Annotated in this window: 18 protein-coding genes; 3 read left to right on the top strand and 15 right to left on the bottom strand. The window is 64.3% G+C overall.

All coding sequences use genetic code 11. The features are described from left to right. Positions 1–103: 103 nt before the first annotated feature. From VJS90_RS16580 to VJS90_RS16630, 11 genes are all read right to left on the bottom strand, one after another. Positions 104–1396, bottom strand: a complete 1293-nt coding sequence (locus VJS90_RS16580; protein WP_324122731.1) for an adenylosuccinate synthase — start codon at positions 1394–1396, stop codon at positions 104–106. Positions 1397–1451: 55 nt separating this feature from the next. Next, positions 1452–2639: an ATP phosphoribosyltransferase regulatory subunit gene (locus tag VJS90_RS16585; RefSeq protein WP_324122732.1), complete on the bottom strand. Its 1188-nt coding sequence runs from the start codon at positions 2637–2639 to the stop codon at positions 1452–1454. 261 nt (positions 2640–2900) lie between these two features. Then, positions 2901–3770 (bottom strand): protease modulator HflC, encoded by an 870-nt coding sequence (gene hflC / locus VJS90_RS16590; RefSeq protein WP_324122733.1) that lies wholly within the window; start codon positions 3768–3770, stop codon positions 2901–2903. After that, entirely contained in the window at positions 3770–4942 is a 1173-nt protein-coding gene (gene hflK / locus VJS90_RS16595; protein WP_324122734.1) for an FtsH protease activity modulator HflK, read from the bottom strand. The genes hflC and hflK overlap by 1 nt, the downstream gene beginning before the upstream one ends. A 96-nt stretch (positions 4943–5038) precedes the next feature. Continuing rightward, positions 5039–6340, bottom strand: a complete 1302-nt coding sequence (gene hflX / locus VJS90_RS16600) for a ribosome rescue GTPase HflX (RefSeq protein ID WP_324122735.1) — start codon at positions 6338–6340, stop codon at positions 5039–5041. 12 nt (positions 6341–6352) lie between these two features. Next, positions 6353–6613, bottom strand: a complete 261-nt coding sequence (hfq, locus tag VJS90_RS16605) for an RNA chaperone Hfq (protein ID WP_158458519.1) — start codon at positions 6611–6613, stop codon at positions 6353–6355. Positions 6614–6707: 94 nt separating this feature from the next. Then, positions 6708–7679 carry a tRNA (adenosine(37)-N6)-dimethylallyltransferase MiaA gene (miaA, locus tag VJS90_RS16610; RefSeq protein WP_324122736.1) on the bottom strand — a complete coding sequence of 324 codons (972 nt, stop codon included), beginning with the start codon at positions 7677–7679 and terminating at the stop codon, positions 6708–6710. Positions 7680–7681: 2 nt separating this feature from the next. Then, positions 7682–9577, bottom strand: coding sequence for a DNA mismatch repair endonuclease MutL (mutL, locus tag VJS90_RS16615; RefSeq protein ID WP_324122737.1), 1896 nt, complete (start codon positions 9575–9577; stop codon positions 7682–7684). After that, positions 9574–11007, bottom strand: coding sequence for an N-acetylmuramoyl-L-alanine amidase (locus VJS90_RS16620; protein ID WP_324122738.1), 1434 nt, complete (start codon positions 11005–11007; stop codon positions 9574–9576). The genes mutL and VJS90_RS16620 overlap by 4 nt, the downstream gene beginning before the upstream one ends. After that, entirely contained in the window at positions 11008–11481 is a 474-nt protein-coding gene (tsaE, locus tag VJS90_RS16625; RefSeq protein ID WP_324122739.1) for a tRNA (adenosine(37)-N6)-threonylcarbamoyltransferase complex ATPase subunit type 1 TsaE, read from the bottom strand. It lies immediately after the preceding gene. Then, the gene (locus VJS90_RS16630) at positions 11469–12329 is read right to left on the bottom strand and encodes an NAD(P)H-hydrate dehydratase (protein ID WP_324122740.1); all 861 of its coding nucleotides are present in this window, start codon (positions 12327–12329) and stop codon (positions 11469–11471) included. Before VJS90_RS16630 ends, tsaE begins: the two co-directional genes overlap by 13 nt. 65 nt (positions 12330–12394) lie before the next feature. Between VJS90_RS16630 and queG the strand changes: the two genes are divergently transcribed. Then, positions 12395–13477, top strand: a complete 1083-nt coding sequence (gene queG / locus VJS90_RS16635) for a tRNA epoxyqueuosine(34) reductase QueG (RefSeq protein ID WP_324123234.1) — start codon at positions 12395–12397, stop codon at positions 13475–13477. A gap of 439 nt (positions 13478–13916) precedes the next feature. On the opposite strand, the gene VJS90_RS16640 is transcribed toward queG, so the two are convergent. Beyond that, the gene (locus VJS90_RS16640; protein ID WP_324122741.1) at positions 13917–14528 is read right to left on the bottom strand and encodes a trimeric intracellular cation channel family protein; all 612 of its coding nucleotides are present in this window, start codon (positions 14526–14528) and stop codon (positions 13917–13919) included. 93 nt (positions 14529–14621) lie between these two features. Then, positions 14622–15164: an oligoribonuclease gene (gene orn, locus VJS90_RS16645; RefSeq protein WP_324122742.1), complete on the bottom strand. Its 543-nt coding sequence runs from the start codon at positions 15162–15164 to the stop codon at positions 14622–14624. Positions 15165–15248: 84 nt separating this feature from the next. On the opposite strand from orn, the gene rsgA reads away from it, so the two are divergent. Together rsgA and VJS90_RS16655 are read left to right on the top strand one after the other, a co-directional pair. Continuing rightward, complete coding sequence (rsgA, locus tag VJS90_RS16650; protein ID WP_324122743.1) at positions 15249–16280, top strand: small ribosomal subunit biogenesis GTPase RsgA; 1032 nt, start codon at positions 15249–15251, stop codon at positions 16278–16280. A gap of 195 nt (positions 16281–16475) precedes the next feature. Continuing rightward, the gene (locus VJS90_RS16655; RefSeq protein ID WP_324122744.1) at positions 16476–16913 is read left to right on the top strand and encodes a molecular chaperone Tir; all 438 of its coding nucleotides are present in this window, start codon (positions 16476–16478) and stop codon (positions 16911–16913) included. Between the two features lie 62 nt (positions 16914–16975). Here the strand turns inward: VJS90_RS16655 and motB are convergent, their stop codons facing one another. Further along, on the bottom strand, positions 16976–18019 hold the full coding sequence (gene motB / locus VJS90_RS16660) for a flagellar motor protein MotB (protein ID WP_324122745.1): 1044 nt from the start codon (positions 18017–18019) through the stop codon (positions 16976–16978). A 3-nt stretch (positions 18020–18022) separates the two neighbouring features. Beyond that, positions 18023–18874: a flagellar motor stator protein MotA gene (gene motA, locus VJS90_RS16665; protein ID WP_324122746.1), complete on the bottom strand. Its 852-nt coding sequence runs from the start codon at positions 18872–18874 to the stop codon at positions 18023–18025. Positions 18875–18948 lie beyond the last annotated feature (74 nt).

The raw sequence follows: 18948 nt of genomic DNA on the forward strand, positions 1-18948 counted from the left end.
TCTACAGCCTGCGCTGTACCTGTGGGACGCTCTTGCACCAGGCAAAAAAAAGCCGCGCTTCCTTTCGGAGGCGCGGCTTTTTTTCAGCCTTCAGGAAGCTGAATCAGGCAAACGGATGACGCAGCACGATGGTCTCGTTGCGGTCCGGGCCGGTGGAGATGATGTCGATCGGGGCACCGACCAGCTCCTCGACGCGCTTGATGTAGGCGCGGGCGTTGGCTGGCAGCTCTTCAAGCGACTTGGCGCCGACGGTGGAGTCGGTCCAGCCTGGCAGCTCTTCGTACACCGGCTCCAGGCCGATATAGCTGTCGGCGTCGGTCGGCGCGTCGATGACGGCACCGTTCTCGTTCTTGTAGCCCACGCAGATGCGAATGGTCTCAAGGCCGTCGAGCACGTCCAGCTTGGTCAGGCACAGGCCCGAGATGCTGTTCACGTCGATCGCGCGACGCAGGATGACGGCATCGAACCAGCCGCGACGACGGGCACGGCCGGTGGTCGCACCGAACTCGTGGCCACGCTTGGCCAGGAACGCGCCGACGTCATCGAACAGCTCGGTCGGGAACGGGCCGGAACCCACGCGGGTGGTGTAGGCCTTGGTGATCCCGAGGATGTAGTCGATGTACATCGGGCCAACGCCGGAACCGGTGGCGATGCCGCCCGCGGTGGTGTTCGAGCTGGTGACGTACGGGTAGGTACCGTGGTCGATGTCCAGCAGCGAACCCTGGGCGCCTTCGAACATGATGTCCTTGCTGGCGCGACGCAGGTTGTGCAGCTCGGCGGTGACGTCTTGCATCATCGGCTGGAGCAGCTCGGCGTATTCCATGCACTCGTCCAGGGTCTTCTGGAAATCGATCGCAGGCTCTTTGTAGTAGTTCACCAGCTGGAAGTTGTGGTAGTCCAGCAGCTCGCCCAGCTTGGCCGCGAAGCGCTCGCGGTGGAACAGGTCGCCGATGCGCAGACCGCGACGGGCTACCTTGTCTTCGTAGGCCGGGCCGATGCCACGACCGGTGGTGCCGATCTTCTGCTCGCCACGGGCCTTTTCACGGGCCTGGTCGAGGGCCACGTGGTAGGACAGGATCAGCGGGCAGGACGGGCTGATGCGCAGGCGCTCGCGCACCGGCACGCCCTTCTCTTCCAGCTTGGTGATCTCGCGCAGCAGGGCGTCAGGTGCAACCACCACGCCGTTGCCGATCAGGCACTGCACGCCTTCACGCAGGATGCCCGAAGGAATCAGGTGCAGCACGGTCTTCTCGCCATTGATGACCAGGGTGTGGCCAGCGTTGTGACCGCCCTGGTAACGCACTACGGCGGCAGCATGTTCGGTCAGCAGATCGACGATCTTGCCTTTGCCCTCATCACCCCATTGGGTGCCCAGGACGACGACATTCTTACCCATAACACTTGTCCTCATTCACGCAATCTTGGGTGCCGGCGATTGCCGGCGGAAAAACTCACTGGGTCAGCGGCAGAACCTGCCAGCGCCCGTCTTGCTGAATCAATTGCCGATCACAATCCGCCTCAAGAGCAGCATTCAGCGGCTGGCCAGGCAGGGCCTGGACCACACGCTGGCCCTCGTTGCGCAACTGGCAGACCAACTGCCAGAGGGCCGCGTCGCTGCTGTCGGGAATCCAGATCCCGCCAGAAGGCAACACGACCTCCGCTCGCCCCAGTGTGACCAGGGTCTTCAAATCCGTGGAGAAACCGGTGGCCGGGCGTGCCCGGCCAAAGTCGGCGCCGATGTCATCGTAGCGCCCGCCCTGGGCGATCGATTGACCGACGCCAGGCACGAACACCGCGAACACCACGCCAGTGTGATAGTGGTAGCCGCGCAGCTCGCCCAGGTCGAAATACAACGGCAGGTCCGGATACCGCGCCGCCAGGCGATCGGCGATCGCCAGCAGGTCATCCAGCGCGGCCAGCACGCTGGCCGGCGCACGCCCCAGACGTACGCGGGCCTCGTTGAGCACCTCGCGGCCGCCGCACAGGTCGCTCAGCGCACGCAGCATGCTGCCCAGGTCCTTGGGCAGGTCTGCGGTCAGCGCCTCGACCTCGTCGCGCGCCTTGCGCTGCAACGCGTCGAACAGCTGTTGCTCGACCGCGCCAGACAGACCGGCAGCGCGAGCGAGGCCGCGGTAGATACCGACATGGCCGAGGTCCATGTGCACGTCCGGTACGTCGGCCAGTTGCAGCATGGCGAGCATCAGGCTGATGACTTCGACGTCGCTGGCCGGGCTGGCATCGCCATAGAGCTCGGCGCCCAGCTGGATCGGGCTGCGCGAAGTCGACAGGGCGCGCGGCTGGGCGTGCAGCACGCTACCGGCATAGCACAGGCGGCTCGGGCCTTCGCGACGCAGGGTGTGCGCGTCGATGCGCGCGACCTGCGGCGTGAAATCGGCGCGAAAGCCCATCAGGCGACCGGACTGTGGGTCGACGACCTTGAAGGTCCGCAAGTCCAGGTCCTGGCTGGCACCGGTGAGCAGCGATTCCAGGTATTCGATATGCGGGGTCACGACCAGTTCGTAACCCCAACTCTGGAACAGGTCCAACACCTGGCGGCGCGCGATCTCGATGCGCGCAGCCTCTGGTGGCAGTACTTCCTCGATGCCATCTGGCAAGAGCCAGCGGTCTACCGTTGCCATTACGCCATTTCCCCTTTGGTCCGGGCGGCCTGCCCATGGGCGAGCCTTGAGTGAAACAGGTATCGTCAGACAGCATCAGGCAGCACCGATCCCAGCGCCACCGCCGTGCCAACACCCTCTAATCCTTAAACGACCCACGTCGCGGCGAATCAACCTTGCAGACGCAAAAAAGCCGGGAAAATCCCGGCTGCCGCATCATACACCCGTTTTCAGACAGAAATCACCCCGCCAGGCGTTTTAGCCGCCCGGCGGGGTGTCTGGTCAGGGCTTGCTCTTGTCGAGGAAGCGGAAGAACTCGTTCTTCGGATCCAGGACCAGTACATCGCTCTTGCTCGAGAAGCTCTCGCGGTAAGCCTGCAGGCTACGGTAGAAGGCGTAGAAATCAGGGTCCTGATTGTACGCCGCCGCGTAGATGGCGGCCGCCTGGGCGTCACCGTCACCGCGGGTCTCTTCCGATTCGCGATAGGCCTCGGCCACCAGGACACGGCGCTGACGGTCGGCATCCGCACGGATACCCTCTGCCAGCTCGTTACCCTTGGCGCGGTGCTCGCGGGCCTCACGCTCACGCTCGGTGCTCATGCGGTCGAACACGCTGCGGTTCACTTCCTTGGGCAGGTCGATGGCCTTGACGCGAACGTCGATGACTTCGATGCCCAGTTCCTTGTTGGCCATGCGGTTCAGCGAAGCCGTGATGTCAGCCATCAGCGCGTCGCGTTCACCGGACACCACCTCGTGCAGGGTGCGCTTGCCGAACTGGTCACGCAGGCCGCTTTCAAGACGACGCGACAGGCGCTCGTCAGCGATCTGCTTGAGGCCGGACGTGGCGGTGTAGAACCGCTCGGCATCCTTGACCCGCCATTTGGCGTAGGCATCGACCATGACGGCTTTCTTTTCAAGCGTCAGGAAGCGCTGGGTCGGTGCATCCAGGGTCATCAGGCGGGCGTCGAACTTGCGCACCTGGTTGACGTACGGGATCTTCACATGCAGGCCAGGCTGGACATCGGTCTGGACCACACGGCCAAAGCGCAGCATTACCGCGCGCTCGGTCTGGGACACGATGTAGAAGCTGTTCCAGGCCACGATGGCCAGCACCACGGCCACGATCAGGGCGATCAGCGATCTGTTGCTCATCAGCGGCTCTCCCTAGTGCGCGGCGGCTGTTGTTGCGATTGCAGCTCCGATGACGAACGGGCAGCCGCGTCGTTGACCGACGCCGAGCCCGCACCGCTGACCGGTGCCGCGCTGTTGCGGCTGCCTTCGACCATCTTGTCCAGCGGCAGGTAGAGCAGGTTGTTCTGCCCGTCCTTGGTCGCCACCATGACCTTGCTCGAATTGCTGTACACCTGCTGCATGGTCTCCAGATACAGACGCTGGCGGGTAACCTCTGGCGCCTTGCGGTACTCGGTGACCAGCTTGACGAAGCGGTCGGCCTCACCCTTGGCGCGGGAGACGACTTCGTCGCGGTAGCCGTTGGCGTCCTCGATGATGCGCTGGGCCTGGCCGCGGGCTTCTGGCACCACGCCATTGGCGTAGGACTCGGCCTGGTTGCGGGCGCGCTGCTCGTCTTCGCGGGCACGGATCACGTCGTCGAAGGCTTCCTGCACTTCACGCGGGGCTGCCGCGCTCTGCACGTTGACCTGGGTCACGGTGATACCGGTGCGATAGGTGTCGAGGAAGCGCTGCAGGCGTTCGCGGATATCCACGGCCATCTGCTCGCGGCCTTCGGTGAGGACCTGGTCCATCGAGGTGGAACCCACCACGTGGCGCAAGGCACTGTCGGTCGCGTGCTGCAGGCTGACCTCAGGCTGGTCGACGTTGAGCACGAAGTCCTGCAGGTTGGTGATCTTGTACTGCACGGTCAGCGGCACCTCGACGATATTCTCGTCCTCGGTGAGCATCTGCCCCTGCTTGGTATACGCACGCTCACGCGTCACGTTTTCCATGTACTTGCGATCGATCGGCGGGAAGTAGATGTTCAGGCCCGGCCCTACGGTCTCGTAGTATTTGCCGAAGCGCAGCACGACGGCCTGCTCCTGTTCATCAACCACGTACACGGCGCTGTACAGCCAGATGGCCGCCAGCACGGCAAGGCCGATACCGAGCAGGCCAAGACCGCCGCCCCGCCCGACATTCCTGTCACCACCGCGTTTCTTGCCACCGCCAAACATGCCGTTCAGGCTGTCCTGCAGCTTGCGGAAGGCCTCGTCCAGATCGGGTGGACCCTTCTTGTCGCCACCGCCACCACGGCGGCCGCCCCAGGGGTCCTGATTGTTCGAGTTGCCACCCGGCTCATTCCAAGCCATAGCGCTCTCCATCTGATAAAGCAAAGACGCGCCCACGGCGCGCCGTCCAATGCTACAGAATGCCTGTTACGGCTGCCCGGCAACGTCACCGGGCATTTATTGCAAAGTATGTTGCTCGATAAACACCTGCGGTTCCATGCCTTCGCGGCTGACCAGGCGATTGAGATCGACCCTGGGCAAACGAACGCTCAGCAGGCTGCTGCCTTCTTCATCATGCTCTTCGCCCTGCACGGCGCCCATCTCGAAGAATTGCGCGCGCAAGCGGGCAAAACGCTGGTCCAGGCGCAGGGTAGCGACAAAGAGATCATTGCCCAGCAATTCGGCAACCGCCTGGCCCACCAGCTCCAGACCGCGGCCGTCACGTGCCGACACCCAGACCCGTTGCGGCTTGCCATCGGCATCGCGCTGGATCTGCGGCTCGACGTCCTCGAGCAGGTCGAGTTTGTTATAGACCTCGAGGATCGGCAAGCCTTCGGCGCCGATCTCGCCCAGCACGGCCATCACTTGCTCGATCTGCTCCATGCGCTCTGGCTCATGGGCATCGATCACGTGCAGCAGCAGGTCGGAGTTGCTCGACTCTTCGAGCGTAGCCCGGAATGCCTCGACCAGCTTGTGCGGCAGGTGACGAATGAACCCTACCGTGTCGGCCAGCACGATCGGCCCAAGGTCGTCGAGTTGCAGACGGCGCAGGGTCGGGTCGAGGGTGGCGAACAGCTGGTCGGCGGCATACACCTCGGAGGCGGTCAGCGCGTTGAACAGGGTCGATTTGCCGGCGTTGGTATAGCCCACCAGCGACACCGACGGGATATCCGCGCGGCGGCGGCCGCGGCGTGCCTGCTCGCGCTGGCTGCGGACCTTTTCGAGACGGGCCTTGATCTGGCGCAGGCGAACCCGCAACAGGCGCCGGTCGGTCTCGAGCTGGGTTTCACCCGGGCCGCGCAGGCCGATACCGCCCTTCTGCCGCTCAAGGTGGGTCCAGCCGCGCACCAGCCGCGTGCTCATGTGCTCGAGCTGGGCCAGTTCGACCTGCAGCTTGCCTTCATGGGTACGCGCCCGCTGGGCGAAGATGTCGAGGATCAGCCCGGTACGGTCCAGCACGCGACACTCGAAGACACGTTCGAGGTTACGTTCCTGGCTGGGTGTGAGGGTGTGATTGAAAATCACCAGATCGGCCTGTTCGGCCTTGACCAGGTCGCGCAACTCCTCGACCTTGCCACTGCCAATCAGGTACTTGGCCGTAGGCTGATGTCGCGCCACATTGACGAACACGACGATATCGGCTCCGGCCGACAATGCCAGCTCCTGAAACTCCTGCGGGTCTTCGCGCGCCTCAGGGTTCTGACCTTCCAAGTGAACGAGCAACGCCCGCTCACCACCACCGTGGCGCTCAAAGAACAAAGCAGACTCCTATCAGGCGTTACCTGGTTCAGCGTCGCCCTGCTCGGAATCAGTCGGGCTAGGCAGGCGAACCGGGCGGGCAGGTACCACCGTGGAGATGGCGTGTTTGTAGACCATCTGGCTGACGGTGTTTTTCAGCAGGACGACGAACTGGTCGAACGACTCGATCGAGCCTTGCAGTTTGATGCCGTTGACCAGATAGATCGAAACCGGAACTTTTTCTTTTCTCAAAGTGTTCAAGTAAGGGTCTTGTAGCGAATGCCCTTTTGACATATGCCGCACTCCTGTAAGGATCAATAGTAGAAAAACGATGGAATTCGGTGCTTCAAGCCGCCAGGTCCGAAGAATAGACGGCAATTGCAGGGACTCAGCTCAATATGGAGACGGACCCGAGGTATTGCAAGGTGCGGGACAGATTGTCGCAGGCAAGGCTATCAAGCCAGTGAACGTCGGACCAGCCGCGTAACCACGTAAATTGCCGCTTGGCGAGCTGGCGAGTGGCGATGATGCCGCGCTCGCGCATCTCGGCTTCGCTGAGCTTGCCGTCGAGATGTTCCCAGACCTGTCGATAACCTACTGCCCGTATAGACGGCAGCCCCGCGTGCAAGTCACTTCTGGCTCGCAGCTCTCGGACCTCGTCCACGAAGCCCTGTTCCAACATTTGCGAAAATCGTGTCGCGATTCGCTGGTGCAGAACGTGACGATCCGTAGGCGCGATGGCCAAACTGGCGACAGTATAGGGCAAATGTCCCTGCCCGCCTGCGTCTGCGGCAAGACTTTGCGCGAATTGACGCTGGCGATGGGCTGTCATGCTCTCGCCGCTGACCCGGTGGACCTCCAGCGCGCGGATGAGGCGCTGGGGATCGTTGGGGTGGATGCGCGCGGCCGACTCCGGATCGACCTCGGCCAGCTGCCGATGCAGTTCGGCCAGCCCTAGCGCGCTGGCTTGGGCTTCGAGTTGCGCGCGCACCTCGGCGTCGGCGGCGGGCATGTCCGCCAGCCCATCGACCAAGGCCTTGTAATAGAGCATGGTGCCGCCAACCAGCAGCGGAATATTGCCACGCGCGGTGATCTCGGCCATCGCCTGCAGGGCATCACGCCGAAAGTCCGCGGCCGAGTAGCTTTCGGCCGGGTCGAGAATATCGATAAGCCGGTGCGGGTGGGCCGCGAGCACCTCCCGGGAAGGCTTAGCGGTACCGATGTCCATGCCGCGGTAGACCAGCGCCGAGTCGACGCTGATCAGCTCGCACGGCAGTACCTGTGTCAGCGCGATGGCGAGGTCGGTCTTGCCGGCCGCCGTGGGGCCCATGAGAAATATCGCAGGAGGCTTGCCGCTCATTTCTATCGACCGCGCAGGAAAAGTTTGTCCAGGTCGTCCAGGCCCATCTGGGTCCAGGTCGGCCGGCCGTGGTTGCACTGGCCGCTGCGCTCGGTGTTTTCCATGTCGCGCAGCAGGCCGTTCATTTCAGGAATGGCCAGGCGCCGGTTGGCGCGCACCGCGCCATGGCAGGCCATGGTGCCGAGCAGTTCGTTCAAGTGCGCCTGGATCCGGTCGCTGGTGCCGTATTCCATCAGGTCGGCGAGCACGTCCTGTACCAGACGGTTGGCCTCGGCCTGCTTGAGCAGCGCCGGGATCTGCCGGATCGCCAGGGTTTCCGGGCCAAGCCGCTGCAGCTCGAAGCCCAGCTTCTGGAACCACAGGGCATGTTCCTCGGCGCAATCGGCCTCGCGCTGGCTCATGGCGAGCGACTCGGGGACCAGCAGCGGCTGGCCGCTGAGGCCTTCGCTGGCCATTGCCACCTTGAGCCGCTCGTACATGATCCGTTCGTGGGCCGCGTGCATGTCCACCAGCACCAGGCCGACGGCATTCTCGGCAAGGATATAGATCCCTTTCAACTGGGCCAGCGCGTAGCCCAGCGGCGGGATATCCCCCTGGCTCTCGGGCAACGCGACAGGCGCGTTCGCGGACGGGTCAAGGGGGGCGAAGAACTCGCGATAGACGTTCTGCGCCTCGGCGACCGGCAGGGCCTGGGCCGGGCGCGGCGTGTACTGGTACTGATAGCCAGCGCCGCTACCGCTACCCGGTTGACGGGGGACGGACGGGGGCTGCTCAAGCACCGGCGTGGCCAGGCGCATCTCGCCCTGAGGGCCGAATTCACCGGCTTGCTGACCGCTGGGCCGGGCGATCTCGACCACCGCGGCGGGTGCCGCCAACTGATCTTCGGGGCGCACGTCGGCCAGGGCACGGTGCAGGGTGCCGTAAAGAAAATCGTGCACCATGCGCCCGTCACGGAAGCGTACTTCGTGCTTGGTCGGGTGCACGTTGACATCGACGCCGGTTGGGTCGAGCTCAAGAAACAGCACGAAGGTCGGATGACGGCCATTGAACAGCACATCGCGATAGGCCTGGCGTACCGCATGGGCCACCAGCTTGTCGCGCACCGCGCGGCCGTTGACGAAGAAATACTGCAGGTCGGCCTGGCTGCGCGAGAACGTCGGCAGTCCGACCCACCCCCACAGGCGCAGGCCGTTGCGCTCGACCTCGATCGGCAGCGCCTGCTCCAGGAAGCCCGGCCCGCAAATGGCGCCGACGCGCCGGGCGCGGGACATCTCATCCGCCGCATCGTGCAGGCTGAGAATGCTCTTGCCGTTGTGACGAAGATGGAAAGCGACGTCGAAGCGAGCCAGCGCCAGGCGGCGGATCACCTCCTGCAGGTGATCGAACTCGGTCTTTTCGGTCTTGAGAAACTTGCGCCGCGCCGGGGTATTGAAGAACAGGTCCCGCACCTCGACCGAGGTACCGACAGGATGCGCCGCCGGCTGCACCCGCGGGCTCATGTCGCGCCCCTCGGTCTCGACCTGCCAGGCTTCGCTGGCGCTCGCGGTGCGCGAGGTCAGTGTCAGGCGGGCGACCGAGCTGATCGAGGCCAGGGCCTCGCCGCGAAAGCCCAGGCTGAGCACGCCTTCAAGGTCTTCGAGTTCACGGATCTTGCTGGTGGCATGGCGCGCGAGCGCCAACGGCAGGTCGTCGGCGGCAATGCCGGTGCCGTCGTCACGCACGCGCAGCAGCTTGACCCCACCCTGCTCGACGTCCACGTCAATGCGCCGGGCGCCGGAGTCCAGGCTGTTTTCCAGCAGCTCCTTGATCACCGACGCCGGACGCTCGACGACCTCGCCAGCCGCGATCTGGTTGGCGAGCCGCGGGCTGAGCAGCTCTATTCGTGAACCGCCGCTCATTGGGAAGCCAGCGCGGTAGTCGGAATATCAAGCTGCTGGCCGACCTTGAGCTCGTCAGTCTTGAGCTGGTTGCTCGAGCGCAGGCTGGCCACGCTGACCTGATAGCGCACGGCGAGCATCGCCAGGGTCTCGCCCGGACGCACCGTGTGCTCGCGCGGCCCTTGGGCGATCTTGCCACTGTCACGCAGCCAGGCAAGGTAGGTGCCCGGTGGCGGGTTCTGCTGGAAGAACTGGCGCACGCCGCTGTGAATGGAACGCGCCAGCGCCTGCTGATGGCTGGCGGTGGCCAGTTTGGCCGCCTCGTTGGCGTTGGAGATGAACCCGGTCTCCACCAGGATGGAGGGAATGTCTGGCGACTTGAGCACCATGAACCCCGCCTGCTCGACCCGGCGCTTGTGTAGCGAGGTGATGCGGCCCATGTTGCCCAGCACCTTCTGCCCGACGTTGAGGCTCGAGCTCAGTGTCGCGGTCATCGACAGGTCGAGCAACACACCTGCGAGCATGCGGTCCTTGTCGTCGAGACTGACGTTGCCGGCACCGCCGATCAGGTCGGAGCGGTTTTCACTGTCGGCCAGCCAGCGCGCGGTCTCGGACGTGGCGCCGCGGTCCGACAGGGCGAACACCGAGGCACCGAAGGCAGCCCTGGACGGCGCGGCGTCGGCATGAATGGAAATGAACAGGTCAGCACCCTTCTTGCGGGCGATCTCGGTGCGCTTGCGCAGCGGGATGAAGTAGTCGCCGGTACGGGTCAGCTCGGCGCGAAAGCCTTTCTCCGCGCTGATCTGGCGCTGCAGTTCCTTGGCGATCTGCAGCACGATGTCTTTTTCATGCTGGCCACGCGAACCCGAGGCGCCCGGGTCTTCACCGCCGTGGCCGGCGTCGATGGCGACGACGATGTCGCGCTTGCCACTGGGCACCGGTGTCAGCTTGATCGCCGGTTGCGCAGGTGTGACCGGCACCGCCGGAGTGGTCGCCGGCGGGGCTGGCGCAGGCGTAGGCGTACTGGCCGCGACCGCGTCGGCCTCCTGGTCGTACAGGTCGACCACCAGGCGGTTGCCGTACTGTGCGTTGGGCGCCAGGACAAAGCTCTTCGGGGTCACGGCCTTTTTCAGGTCGATCACCACCCGCAAGTCGTTAGGGGTCCGCTGGGCGGAGCGCACGCTGCTGATCGGGGTATTGGAGGTCGAGACCGTCAGCGGCGCGCCGAGGGTCGCGCCATTGATGTCGATCACCAGCCGGTCGGGTGCGCTCAGCGTGAACACGCTGTGCTGCACCGGCCCCGAGAGGTCGAAGACCAGCCGTGTGTTGTCCGGAGCACGCCACAAACGCATGCTCTTGACTTGAGTGACGGCCAGAGCGTCAACGGTCACTGCCGTCAATAACAGTCCTACGGCAGCGACCAGCGCGCGTATGCGCATACCTATCCCCATTTACAGTTTGAATTCGACGGCCAGAGCGGCACACCAGGTTTCGCCGCGCGAGCCCTGCGGCGACAGGGTCAGCGAGCGTCCGCTCGCCTGAGGGCTTATGGTAATGGTCAGGTCGGGCTTTGGCAAAACGCCTGCCCCATTCCGGGGCCACTCGAACAGGCACAACGGGTCGCCCTCGAAATAGTCGCGAATGCCCATGAACTCCAGCTCTTCCGGATCGACCAGCCGATACAGGTCGAAGTGATAAGCTCGGACCTCACCGATCTCGTAGGGTTCGACCACGGTAAAGGTCGGACTCTTTACCGCGCCGGTATGCCCCAGGCCGCGGATCAGCCCGCGTGACAGGGTGGTCTTGCCCGCCCCCAGGTCGCCTTCGAGAAAGATCACGCCGTGGCCCGCGGTGACGCGGGCCAGTTGCCCGCCGAACGCGACCATGGCCTGCTCGTCGGCCAGAAACAGGGTTATGCCTGACACGCTGAATGCTCCTCCAATAACGCTCGAATAACAGGAATCAGATCGCTGGCCGCAAGGCCGCGCCCCTGCACACCTAGCCTTTCGCCCGCACAGGCATGCAGCCAGACGCCCAGGCAGGCGGCGTCCCAGCACTCGAGCCCTTGTGCCAGCAGCGCCGCGAGCACGCCAGTGAGCACATCGCCGAGGCCTGCCCCTGCCATCGCGGGATGGCCGCGGCCGCACAGGGCCAGTTGCCCCGCGGGGTCCGCCACCAGGGTGCCAGCACCCTTGAGCACGCACACGCTGCCATACTTGCGCGCCAGCTTGCGCGCCGCGCCTGGGCGGTCGGCCTGTACCGCTTCGGTGGACACCCCCAGCAGGCGCGCGGCCTCACCAGGGTGCGGGGTGATCACGCTGCCGCTGGGCAAGGCCAAGGGCGTGCTGGCCAGCAGGTTGAGCGCATCGGCGTCCCACACCTGCGGCATCTCGGCATTGGCCACCGCCGACAACAGGCTGCGGCCCCAGGACGCCTGGCCAAGGCCCGGACCGACCACCACCACCGAGGCACGTTCTAGCACGCTTACCAGCTGGTTGGCCGAGCTCACGCCCAGGGCCATGGTTTCGGGCAGGCGGGTCAAGGCCGCGCCGACGTGCTCGGGCCGGGTGCCCAGCGAGACCAGCCCCGCGCCGCAGCGCAAGGCCGCTTCGGCGCTGAGCAGCACCGAGCCGCCGGTGCCAAGGTCGCCGCCGACCACCAGCACGTGGCCAAAATCGCCCTTGTGCGCGCTCGGGCGCCTGGGTGCCAGCTTCGCCACGTTGGCGCTGCTCAGGGTTTGTGGTGCGTTTGCGGGGTGTTTGGTCTGGGGCATGGGGTCAAAGGCTCCGATGTCTGGCAGAATTATACGCACCTGAGCCCGTAATGCCTTATTTCCCCATGTCCGCCGTCACCCCAGATCTTCCCGCACTGGCCCAATCGATCAAGGATTGGGGCCGAGAACTCGGTTTTGCCCACGTCGGCATCGCCGGTGTGGCGCTTGGCGAGCACGAACAGCATCTGGAGCGCTGGCTGGCGGCGGGCTACCACGGCGAGATGGAGTACATGGGCGCCCACGGCAGCAAGCGCTCGCACCCGGACGAACTGGTCCCGGGCACCTTGCGGGTGGTGTCGCTGCGCATGGACTACCTGCCCGGTGACACACAGATGGCGCAACGCCTGGCCCAGCCCGAGAAGGCCTACGTCTCGCGCTATGCCCTGGGCCGCGACTACCACAAGCTGATCCGCAAGCGCGTCCAGCACCTGGCCGAGCGTATCCAGCAAGCCATCGGCCCGTTCGGGTTTCGCGCCTTTGTCGACAGCGCCCCGGTGCTGGAAAAAGCTATTGCCCAGGAAGCCGGGTTAGGCTGGATCGGCAAGAACACGCTGTTGCTCAACCGCAAGGCCGGCAGCTATTTCTTCCTTGCCGAGCTGTTCGTCGACCTGCCGCTGCCGGTCGACCCCGCCCAGGCCAGCGAACACTGCGGCCGCTGCCAGGCCTGCCTGGACATCTGCCCTACCGGCGCCTTCGTCGGGCCCTACGTGCTCGACGCCCGACGCTGCATCTCGTACCTGACCATCGAGCTCAAGAGCGCCATCCCGGTCGAACTGCGCCCGTTGATCGGAAACCGCGTGTTCGGCTGCGATGACTGCCAGATCGTCTGCCCCTGGAACCGCTTCGCCCGCCCCACCGGCGAAAGCGACTTCACGCCCCGGCACAACCTCGACAACGCCGACCTGGCGCATCTGTTCCTGTGGGACGAGCCGACTTTTCTCTCCAACACCGAAGGCTCGCCCCTACGGCGCGCAGGTTATGAACGCTGGCTACGCAACCTGGCGGTGGGTCTAGGCAATGCACCCTCGACGATCCCCGTGATAGAGGCCCTGAAGGCCAGACAGGATCACCCGTCGGAGATGGTTCGCGAGCATGTGCAGTGGGCGCTGGCGCGGCATGAGGGTGGTGAGGCGAACGGGGTGGAGTGACAGTTTGAACGGAGTGGCAGGTTTCACGGCCCCTGCGGGCCCGATCGCGGGACCAGCCCACACACACCCACCGCATGCATCTATAGAGCTAGAGCTGCTGTTGAGCTGCTGTTGAGCTGCTGTTGATCTGCTGTTGCTCTGGCTTTTGATCTACCGCCCCTTTCCAGCAGGCCGAGTGGAGGTGTCGTGGAGGGGCGTGGGCGCAGCCCACCTTCGGCGAAGCCGAAGGCGCGAGCAGGGCCGCGCAGCCCCGTAGCGACACCGGAGCGAGGGGACCCGAAGCGCAGCGTAGGGCCCATGGAGGGGCCAGCCTTTTTGGTTACTTTTGAGGCGCTTGTCAAAAGTGACTCGCCGTAAGGGCGAAACCATACTCAGCGCCTCTAAAGCAACTGGATATTCACCCCCTCCAAAAGCCCCAAAACCAACACACCCACCCCCCTCAATGCTGATCGTTATAGTGAAACTTCGGCATCTCCCAATGAAACCGAATCGCCAGCAACCTCACCAAAAACCCACCAAACAACGTCAACAGCATCGCCTGCCCCGCCGGCACCTCGAAGTACACGCACCCCAAGTAGAACCACGCCGCCGCGAACGACACACTGGCATATAGCTCCCGCCGAAACACCAAAGGAATATCGTTGCAAAAGATATCCCGCAGAATCCCCCCAAACACCCCAGTGATCACCCCACTGATGGACGCCACCAGCATCCCCTGCCCCATCTCCAGCGCCGTCATGCAGCCAATCAGGGTAAAGGCCACCAGCCCCAGCGCATCCAGCACCAGAAACAGCGACCGCAGACGGCGCATCAAGGGCGCGATGAAAATGGTCATCAGCGCCGCGAAACTGGTGAGAACCAGGTACTCCGGGTGCTTGACCCAGGTCAGCGGGTAATGCCCAAGCAGCACGTCGCGCACCGAACCGCCCCCCAGCGCGGTGACGCAGGCGATCAGCACCACGCCGAACCAGTCCATGCCGCGACGCCCGGCAGACAGCGCGCCGGTCATGGCTTCGGCGGTGATCGCGATGAGATAGAGCATCAGCAACATGGGACGGGTCCGTGCAGGAAAGGCGCGCAGTCTACTCAGTTGCTCAACGCACCAAAAGGGGGCTGCGCAGCCTTCACGCCACGAGTTGCAGGCTCAGACCTTGATGAAGTGCTCGCGGTAGTGCCGCAGCTCGGCAATCGACTCGCGGATATCATCCAGCGCCAGGTGCGTGCCGCCCTTGACGAAGCTGTCACGCACATGCGGCGCCCAGCGCGCGGCCAGTTCCTTGACCGTGGACACATCCAGGTTGCGGTAGTGGAAGTAGCTTTCCAGGGTCTTCATGTGCCGATAGAGAAAGCGGCGGTCCTGACAGATGCTGTTACCGCAGATCGGCGACTTGCCCTTGGGCACCCACTGCTCGAGGAACCTGACCGTTTCGGCCTCGGCCTCGGCCATGCTGACGCGGCTCTCGCGAACGCGCTGGGTCAGGCCCGAGCCGCCGTGGGTCCGGGTGTTCCATTCGTCCATGCGCGCGAGCACTTCGTCGCTGTGGTGGATGGCGATCACCGGGCCTTCGGCCAGGGTGTTCAGCTCGCTGTCGGTAACGATGGTGGCCATTTCGATGATCACATCGGTGTCCGGGTCCAGGCCGGTCATTTCCAGATCGATCCAGATCAGGTTCTGTGGATTTTGCATGTGAAGCTCCTCGATTAGGCCGACATATTAGCCTAGTGCTAAACTGCTCGCCGTTTTCAATCGCCCCGCAACCTCGGAACCTTCATGGCCAAACGCCAGCTCAATCGACGCCAAAACTGGCGCATCGAAAAAATCCAGAACGAACGCGCCGCTCGCGCCGCCAAACGCGAACAGCACGCGCTGCACGAGCTCGAAGGCGGCGACCTGGGCCCCGAGCAACTGGGCCTGGTGATCGCGCATTTTGGCGTGCAGGTCGAGGTCGAGGCCCAGGACGGCGATGTCGCCGGCCAGGTCTTCCGTTGCCACTTGCGGGCCAACCTTCCGGCGCTGGTCACAGGCGACCGCGTGGTGTGGCGAGCGGGCAACCAGGGCATCGGTGTGATCGTCGCGCAGATGCCGCGCAGCACCGAGCTCTGCCGGCCCAACAACCATGGCCAGCTCAAGCCGGTTGCGGCCAACGTCGATCTGATCGTGATCGTCTTCGCCCCGGCCCCCGAGCCGCAGGCGAACCTGATCGACCGCTACCTGGTGGCGGCGGAGCACGCAGGCATCCGTCCGTTGCTGCTGCTCAACAAGGCTGACCTGATCAACGAGCAGAACGCCCCGGCGCTCAATGCGCTGCTGGCGGTCTACCGGCAACTGGGCTACCCGCTGCTGGAGGTTTCCGCGCACCAGGGCGATGGCATGCAGCGCCTGCAGGAGATGCTCGACGGGCACATCAGCGTGTTCGTCGGTCAATCCGGCGTGGGCAAGTCGTCGCTGGTCAACAGCCTGCTGCCCGATGCCCAGAGCCGCGTGGGCGATCTGTCCGAGTGGTCGGGGCAAGGCACCCACACCACCACCACCGCCCGCCTGTATCACTTCCCCGGCGGCGGTGAGCTGATCGACTCCCCCGGGATTCGTGAGTTCGGCCTGGGACATGTCAGCCGTCACGATGTCGAGGCCGGTTTCATCGAGTTCCAGGACCTGCTGGGCACGTGCCGGTTCCGCGACTGCAAGCATGACCGCGAACCCGGTTGCGCCCTGCTGCTGGCGCTGGAAGATGGCCGCGTCCAGCAACAGCGCATGAACAGCTACCGCTCGATCATTGCCAGTCTTTCTGAAGACAGCTACTGAGATCACGCTGCACAAGACCTTCCCAGGATCGCTGGGCGGGCCGACAGTGCAGTGCAGGCTGGGAGGCGGTTTTTTTGTAGGAAACGTTACCTGCGCTTGTAGGAAACTTCTCTATTCACCGTCATCCCTTGCCGTGTCCGTCCTTCTCGCCAATGGTCATGTAACCAGACCGAACGACGTGGGAGGATTGCACGGATGCCAGTGTTCATCAGTTATCGCCATAGCGAACGCCTGGATGCGTTCATCATCAACGAGCGCTTGTTGCTTGAAGGTATCGTCACTCGCCTGGAGCTGTTCGACAGCGCCCAGCACAGCGCCGAAGACCCTTGCACCAGCCTCTGTCACCGCCTGTACAACGTCACGCACCTGATCGCCGTGGTCTCGCCCGTCACCGCGGCGGACTGGTGGCTGCCCTGGCAACTGGGTGCCGCCACCGCGCTGCACCGGCGCATCGCCCTGTACCAGAGCGGCTCAGGTTGCCTGCCCTGTTATCAGCAGCGGTGGCCGCGCATGCATGAGCGCGAGCACCTTGAGCTGTTCGTGCGCGCCTACCAGGATGACGGCATGTCCTGCCGCGCCAGCGCCGAAGCGTTCCATGCAGACCTGCGAGCCAGGATCCGCCGGGGGTTCTAGCGGCTGCGCGGCGCATCGCGGGGGGTGCGCTTCAGGCTTGCGGTGCCCGGCGCATCCCGCACTTACTCCTTCGGCTCATCCATCTTCAACACACCATCCTCGAAGATGTTCAGCTTCTGCCGCAATTCGCGCGGCTGCATCGGCGCCTCGCTCTGGGCGACACCTGGCGCGCCAGCCGCGCCTGGCGCCGGTGCGGCGGAGCTGCCCGGGTTCCCGGTCGCGGGCGGCGTGGGCGGGGGCGGCGCGTCGGGCTTGCCCTGCTCACCCTCGATGGACCGCTGGGCCTTCTTGGTCAGCACGATGATGTCGATGCGCCGGTTGACCGGGTTGAACGGGTTCTTGCGGTCGAACAGCGAAGACGAGGCGTAGCCAACCACCCGTGCCACCTGCTCGTCCGGATAGCCGCCCGCCACCAGCGCACGCCGCGCGGCGTTGGCGCGGCTGGCCGACAGCTCCCAGTTGCCGAAGCCGCCGCTGCCAGCGAAGGGCTTGGCATCGGTGTGGCCGCTGACGCTGATCTTGTTCGGCACCGCCTTGATGGTGTCGGCCATCGCCAGCAGGATGTCCTCGAAATACGGCTGCAGGCGCGCGCTGCCCAGGTCGAACATCGGCCGGTTCTCGGCATCCATGATCTGGATACGCAGGCCGTCCTGGGTGATCTCGAACAGGATCTGGTCCTTGAACTTCTGCAGCTCGGGGTTTTCCTCGACCTTGTTCTGCAGTTCCTGCAACAGCAGTTCGAGCCGCTCGCGCTCGACTTGCTCGGCCATGTTCTCGACCTTCTCCTGGTCGATCTGGATGCTGGTCTCCGGCGACGACTCGGTTTTCACTTCCGGGTTGATGGTTTTTTCCGGCGAGAGCTCGGGCGAGCCGCCCAGGTCGATGACGTAGGGCGTGCCGCTCTCGGAAAAACCGATCGGATCCTTGAAGTAGCCGGCGATGGAGAGCTTCTGCTCTGGCGTTGCGGTGGACAGCAGCCACAGCACCAGGAAGAACGCCATCATCGCCGTGGCAAAGTCGGCGAAGGCGATCTTCCAGGCGCCCCCGTGATGCCCGGCAGCGAAGCGCTTGACGCGCTTGATGATAATCGGCTGATTGTTTTCCATGAATCAGCGACCGCGAACTGCTTGTTCCAGCTCGGCGAAGCTCGGGCGGTGCTTGGGGTACAGCACCTTGCGCCCGAATTCCACGGCCAGCGACGGCGGCATGCCGGAGGCCGAGGCCACCAGCGAGGCCTTGATGGCTTCGTACAGGTTGACCTCTTCCTTGGCATCGTGAGCCAGGCAGTTGGCCAACGGGCCGAAGAAGCCGTAGGCCGCCAGGATACCGAAGAAGGTACCGACCAGCGCCGCGCCCACGTGCATGCCGATCGCCGCCTGGTCGCCATCGCCCAGCGAGGCCATGGTCACCACGATACCCAATACCGCGGCCACGATACCGAAGCCGGGCATGCCGTCGGCGATACCGGTTACCGCGTGGGAAGGATGCTCAAGCTCCTCCTTCATGCTCATCAGCTCCATGTCGAACAGGCCTTCGAGCTCATGCGGGGCCATGTTGCCGGTGGACATGATGCGCAGGTAGTCGCAGATGTACGCGGTCATGCGCTCATCACCGAGCACGGCCGGGTATTTGGCGAAGATCGGGCTGGCCGAGGCATCTTCGATATCCGCCTCGATGGCCATCATGCCTTCGCGGCGGCTCTTGTTGAGGATCTCGTAGACCAGGCCCAGCACCTCCAGGTAGAAGGTGTGGCTGAAGCGCGAGCCAAACATCTTGATCGACTTCTTGACCACATGCATGGTCATGTAGCCAGGGTTGGACTGGAGGAACGCGCCGAATGCCGCGCCACCGATGATCAGGACCTCGAAAGGCTGGATCAGCGCTGCAATCTTGCCGTGAGAGAGGACATATCCGCCGAGCACGCTCGCGAATACGACGATGATGCCGATAATTTTAGCCATAGATTCAAAGCACTTGCAGTCGTGGTCAGGGTCGGGGGCCGGAGCTTGTAAAACTCTTCTTCTACTTATCGGCA

This window comes from Pseudomonas sp., assembly GCF_035277045.1.
GTDB lineage: Bacteria > Pseudomonadota > Gammaproteobacteria > Pseudomonadales > Pseudomonadaceae > Aquipseudomonas.

Excerpts from the sequence above, each read along its gene's own strand:
- motB (WP_324122745.1), bottom strand. The coding sequence starts at position 18,019 with ATGGAAAACAATCAGCCGATTATCATCAAGCGCGTCAAGCGCTTCGCT.
- hflC (WP_324122733.1), bottom strand. The coding sequence starts at position 3,770 with ATGAGCAACAGATCGCTGATCGCCCTGATCGTGGCCGTGGTGCTGGCC.
- hfq (WP_158458519.1), bottom strand. The coding sequence starts at position 6,613 with ATGTCAAAAGGGCATTCGCTACAAGACCCTTACTTGAACACTTTGAGA.
- orn (WP_324122742.1), bottom strand. The coding sequence starts at position 15,164 with ATGCAAAATCCACAGAACCTGATCTGGATCGATCTGGAAATGACCGGC.
- rsgA (WP_324122743.1), top strand. The coding sequence starts at position 15,249 with ATGGCCAAACGCCAGCTCAATCGACGCCAAAACTGGCGCATCGAAAAA.
- hflK (WP_324122734.1), bottom strand. The coding sequence starts at position 4,942 with ATGGCTTGGAATGAGCCGGGTGGCAACTCGAACAATCAGGACCCCTGG.
- VJS90_RS16580 (WP_324122731.1), bottom strand. The coding sequence starts at position 1,396 with ATGGGTAAGAATGTCGTCGTCCTGGGCACCCAATGGGGTGATGAGGGC.
- miaA (WP_324122736.1), bottom strand. The coding sequence starts at position 7,679 with ATGAGCGGCAAGCCTCCTGCGATATTTCTCATGGGCCCCACGGCGGCC.
- mutL (WP_324122737.1), bottom strand. The coding sequence starts at position 9,577 with ATGAGCGGCGGTTCACGAATAGAGCTGCTCAGCCCGCGGCTCGCCAAC.
- VJS90_RS16655 (WP_324122744.1), top strand. The coding sequence starts at position 16,476 with ATGCCAGTGTTCATCAGTTATCGCCATAGCGAACGCCTGGATGCGTTC.
- VJS90_RS16620 (WP_324122738.1), bottom strand. The coding sequence starts at position 11,007 with ATGGGGATAGGTATGCGCATACGCGCGCTGGTCGCTGCCGTAGGACTG.
- VJS90_RS16630 (WP_324122740.1), bottom strand. The coding sequence starts at position 12,329 with ATGCCCCAGACCAAACACCCCGCAAACGCACCACAAACCCTGAGCAGC.
- VJS90_RS16585 (WP_324122732.1), bottom strand. The coding sequence starts at position 2,639 with ATGGCAACGGTAGACCGCTGGCTCTTGCCAGATGGCATCGAGGAAGTA.
- motA (WP_324122746.1), bottom strand. The coding sequence starts at position 18,874 with ATGGCTAAAATTATCGGCATCATCGTCGTATTCGCGAGCGTGCTCGGC.
- queG (WP_324123234.1), top strand. The coding sequence starts at position 12,395 with ATGTCCGCCGTCACCCCAGATCTTCCCGCACTGGCCCAATCGATCAAG.
- VJS90_RS16640 (WP_324122741.1), bottom strand. The coding sequence starts at position 14,528 with ATGTTGCTGATGCTCTATCTCATCGCGATCACCGCCGAAGCCATGACC.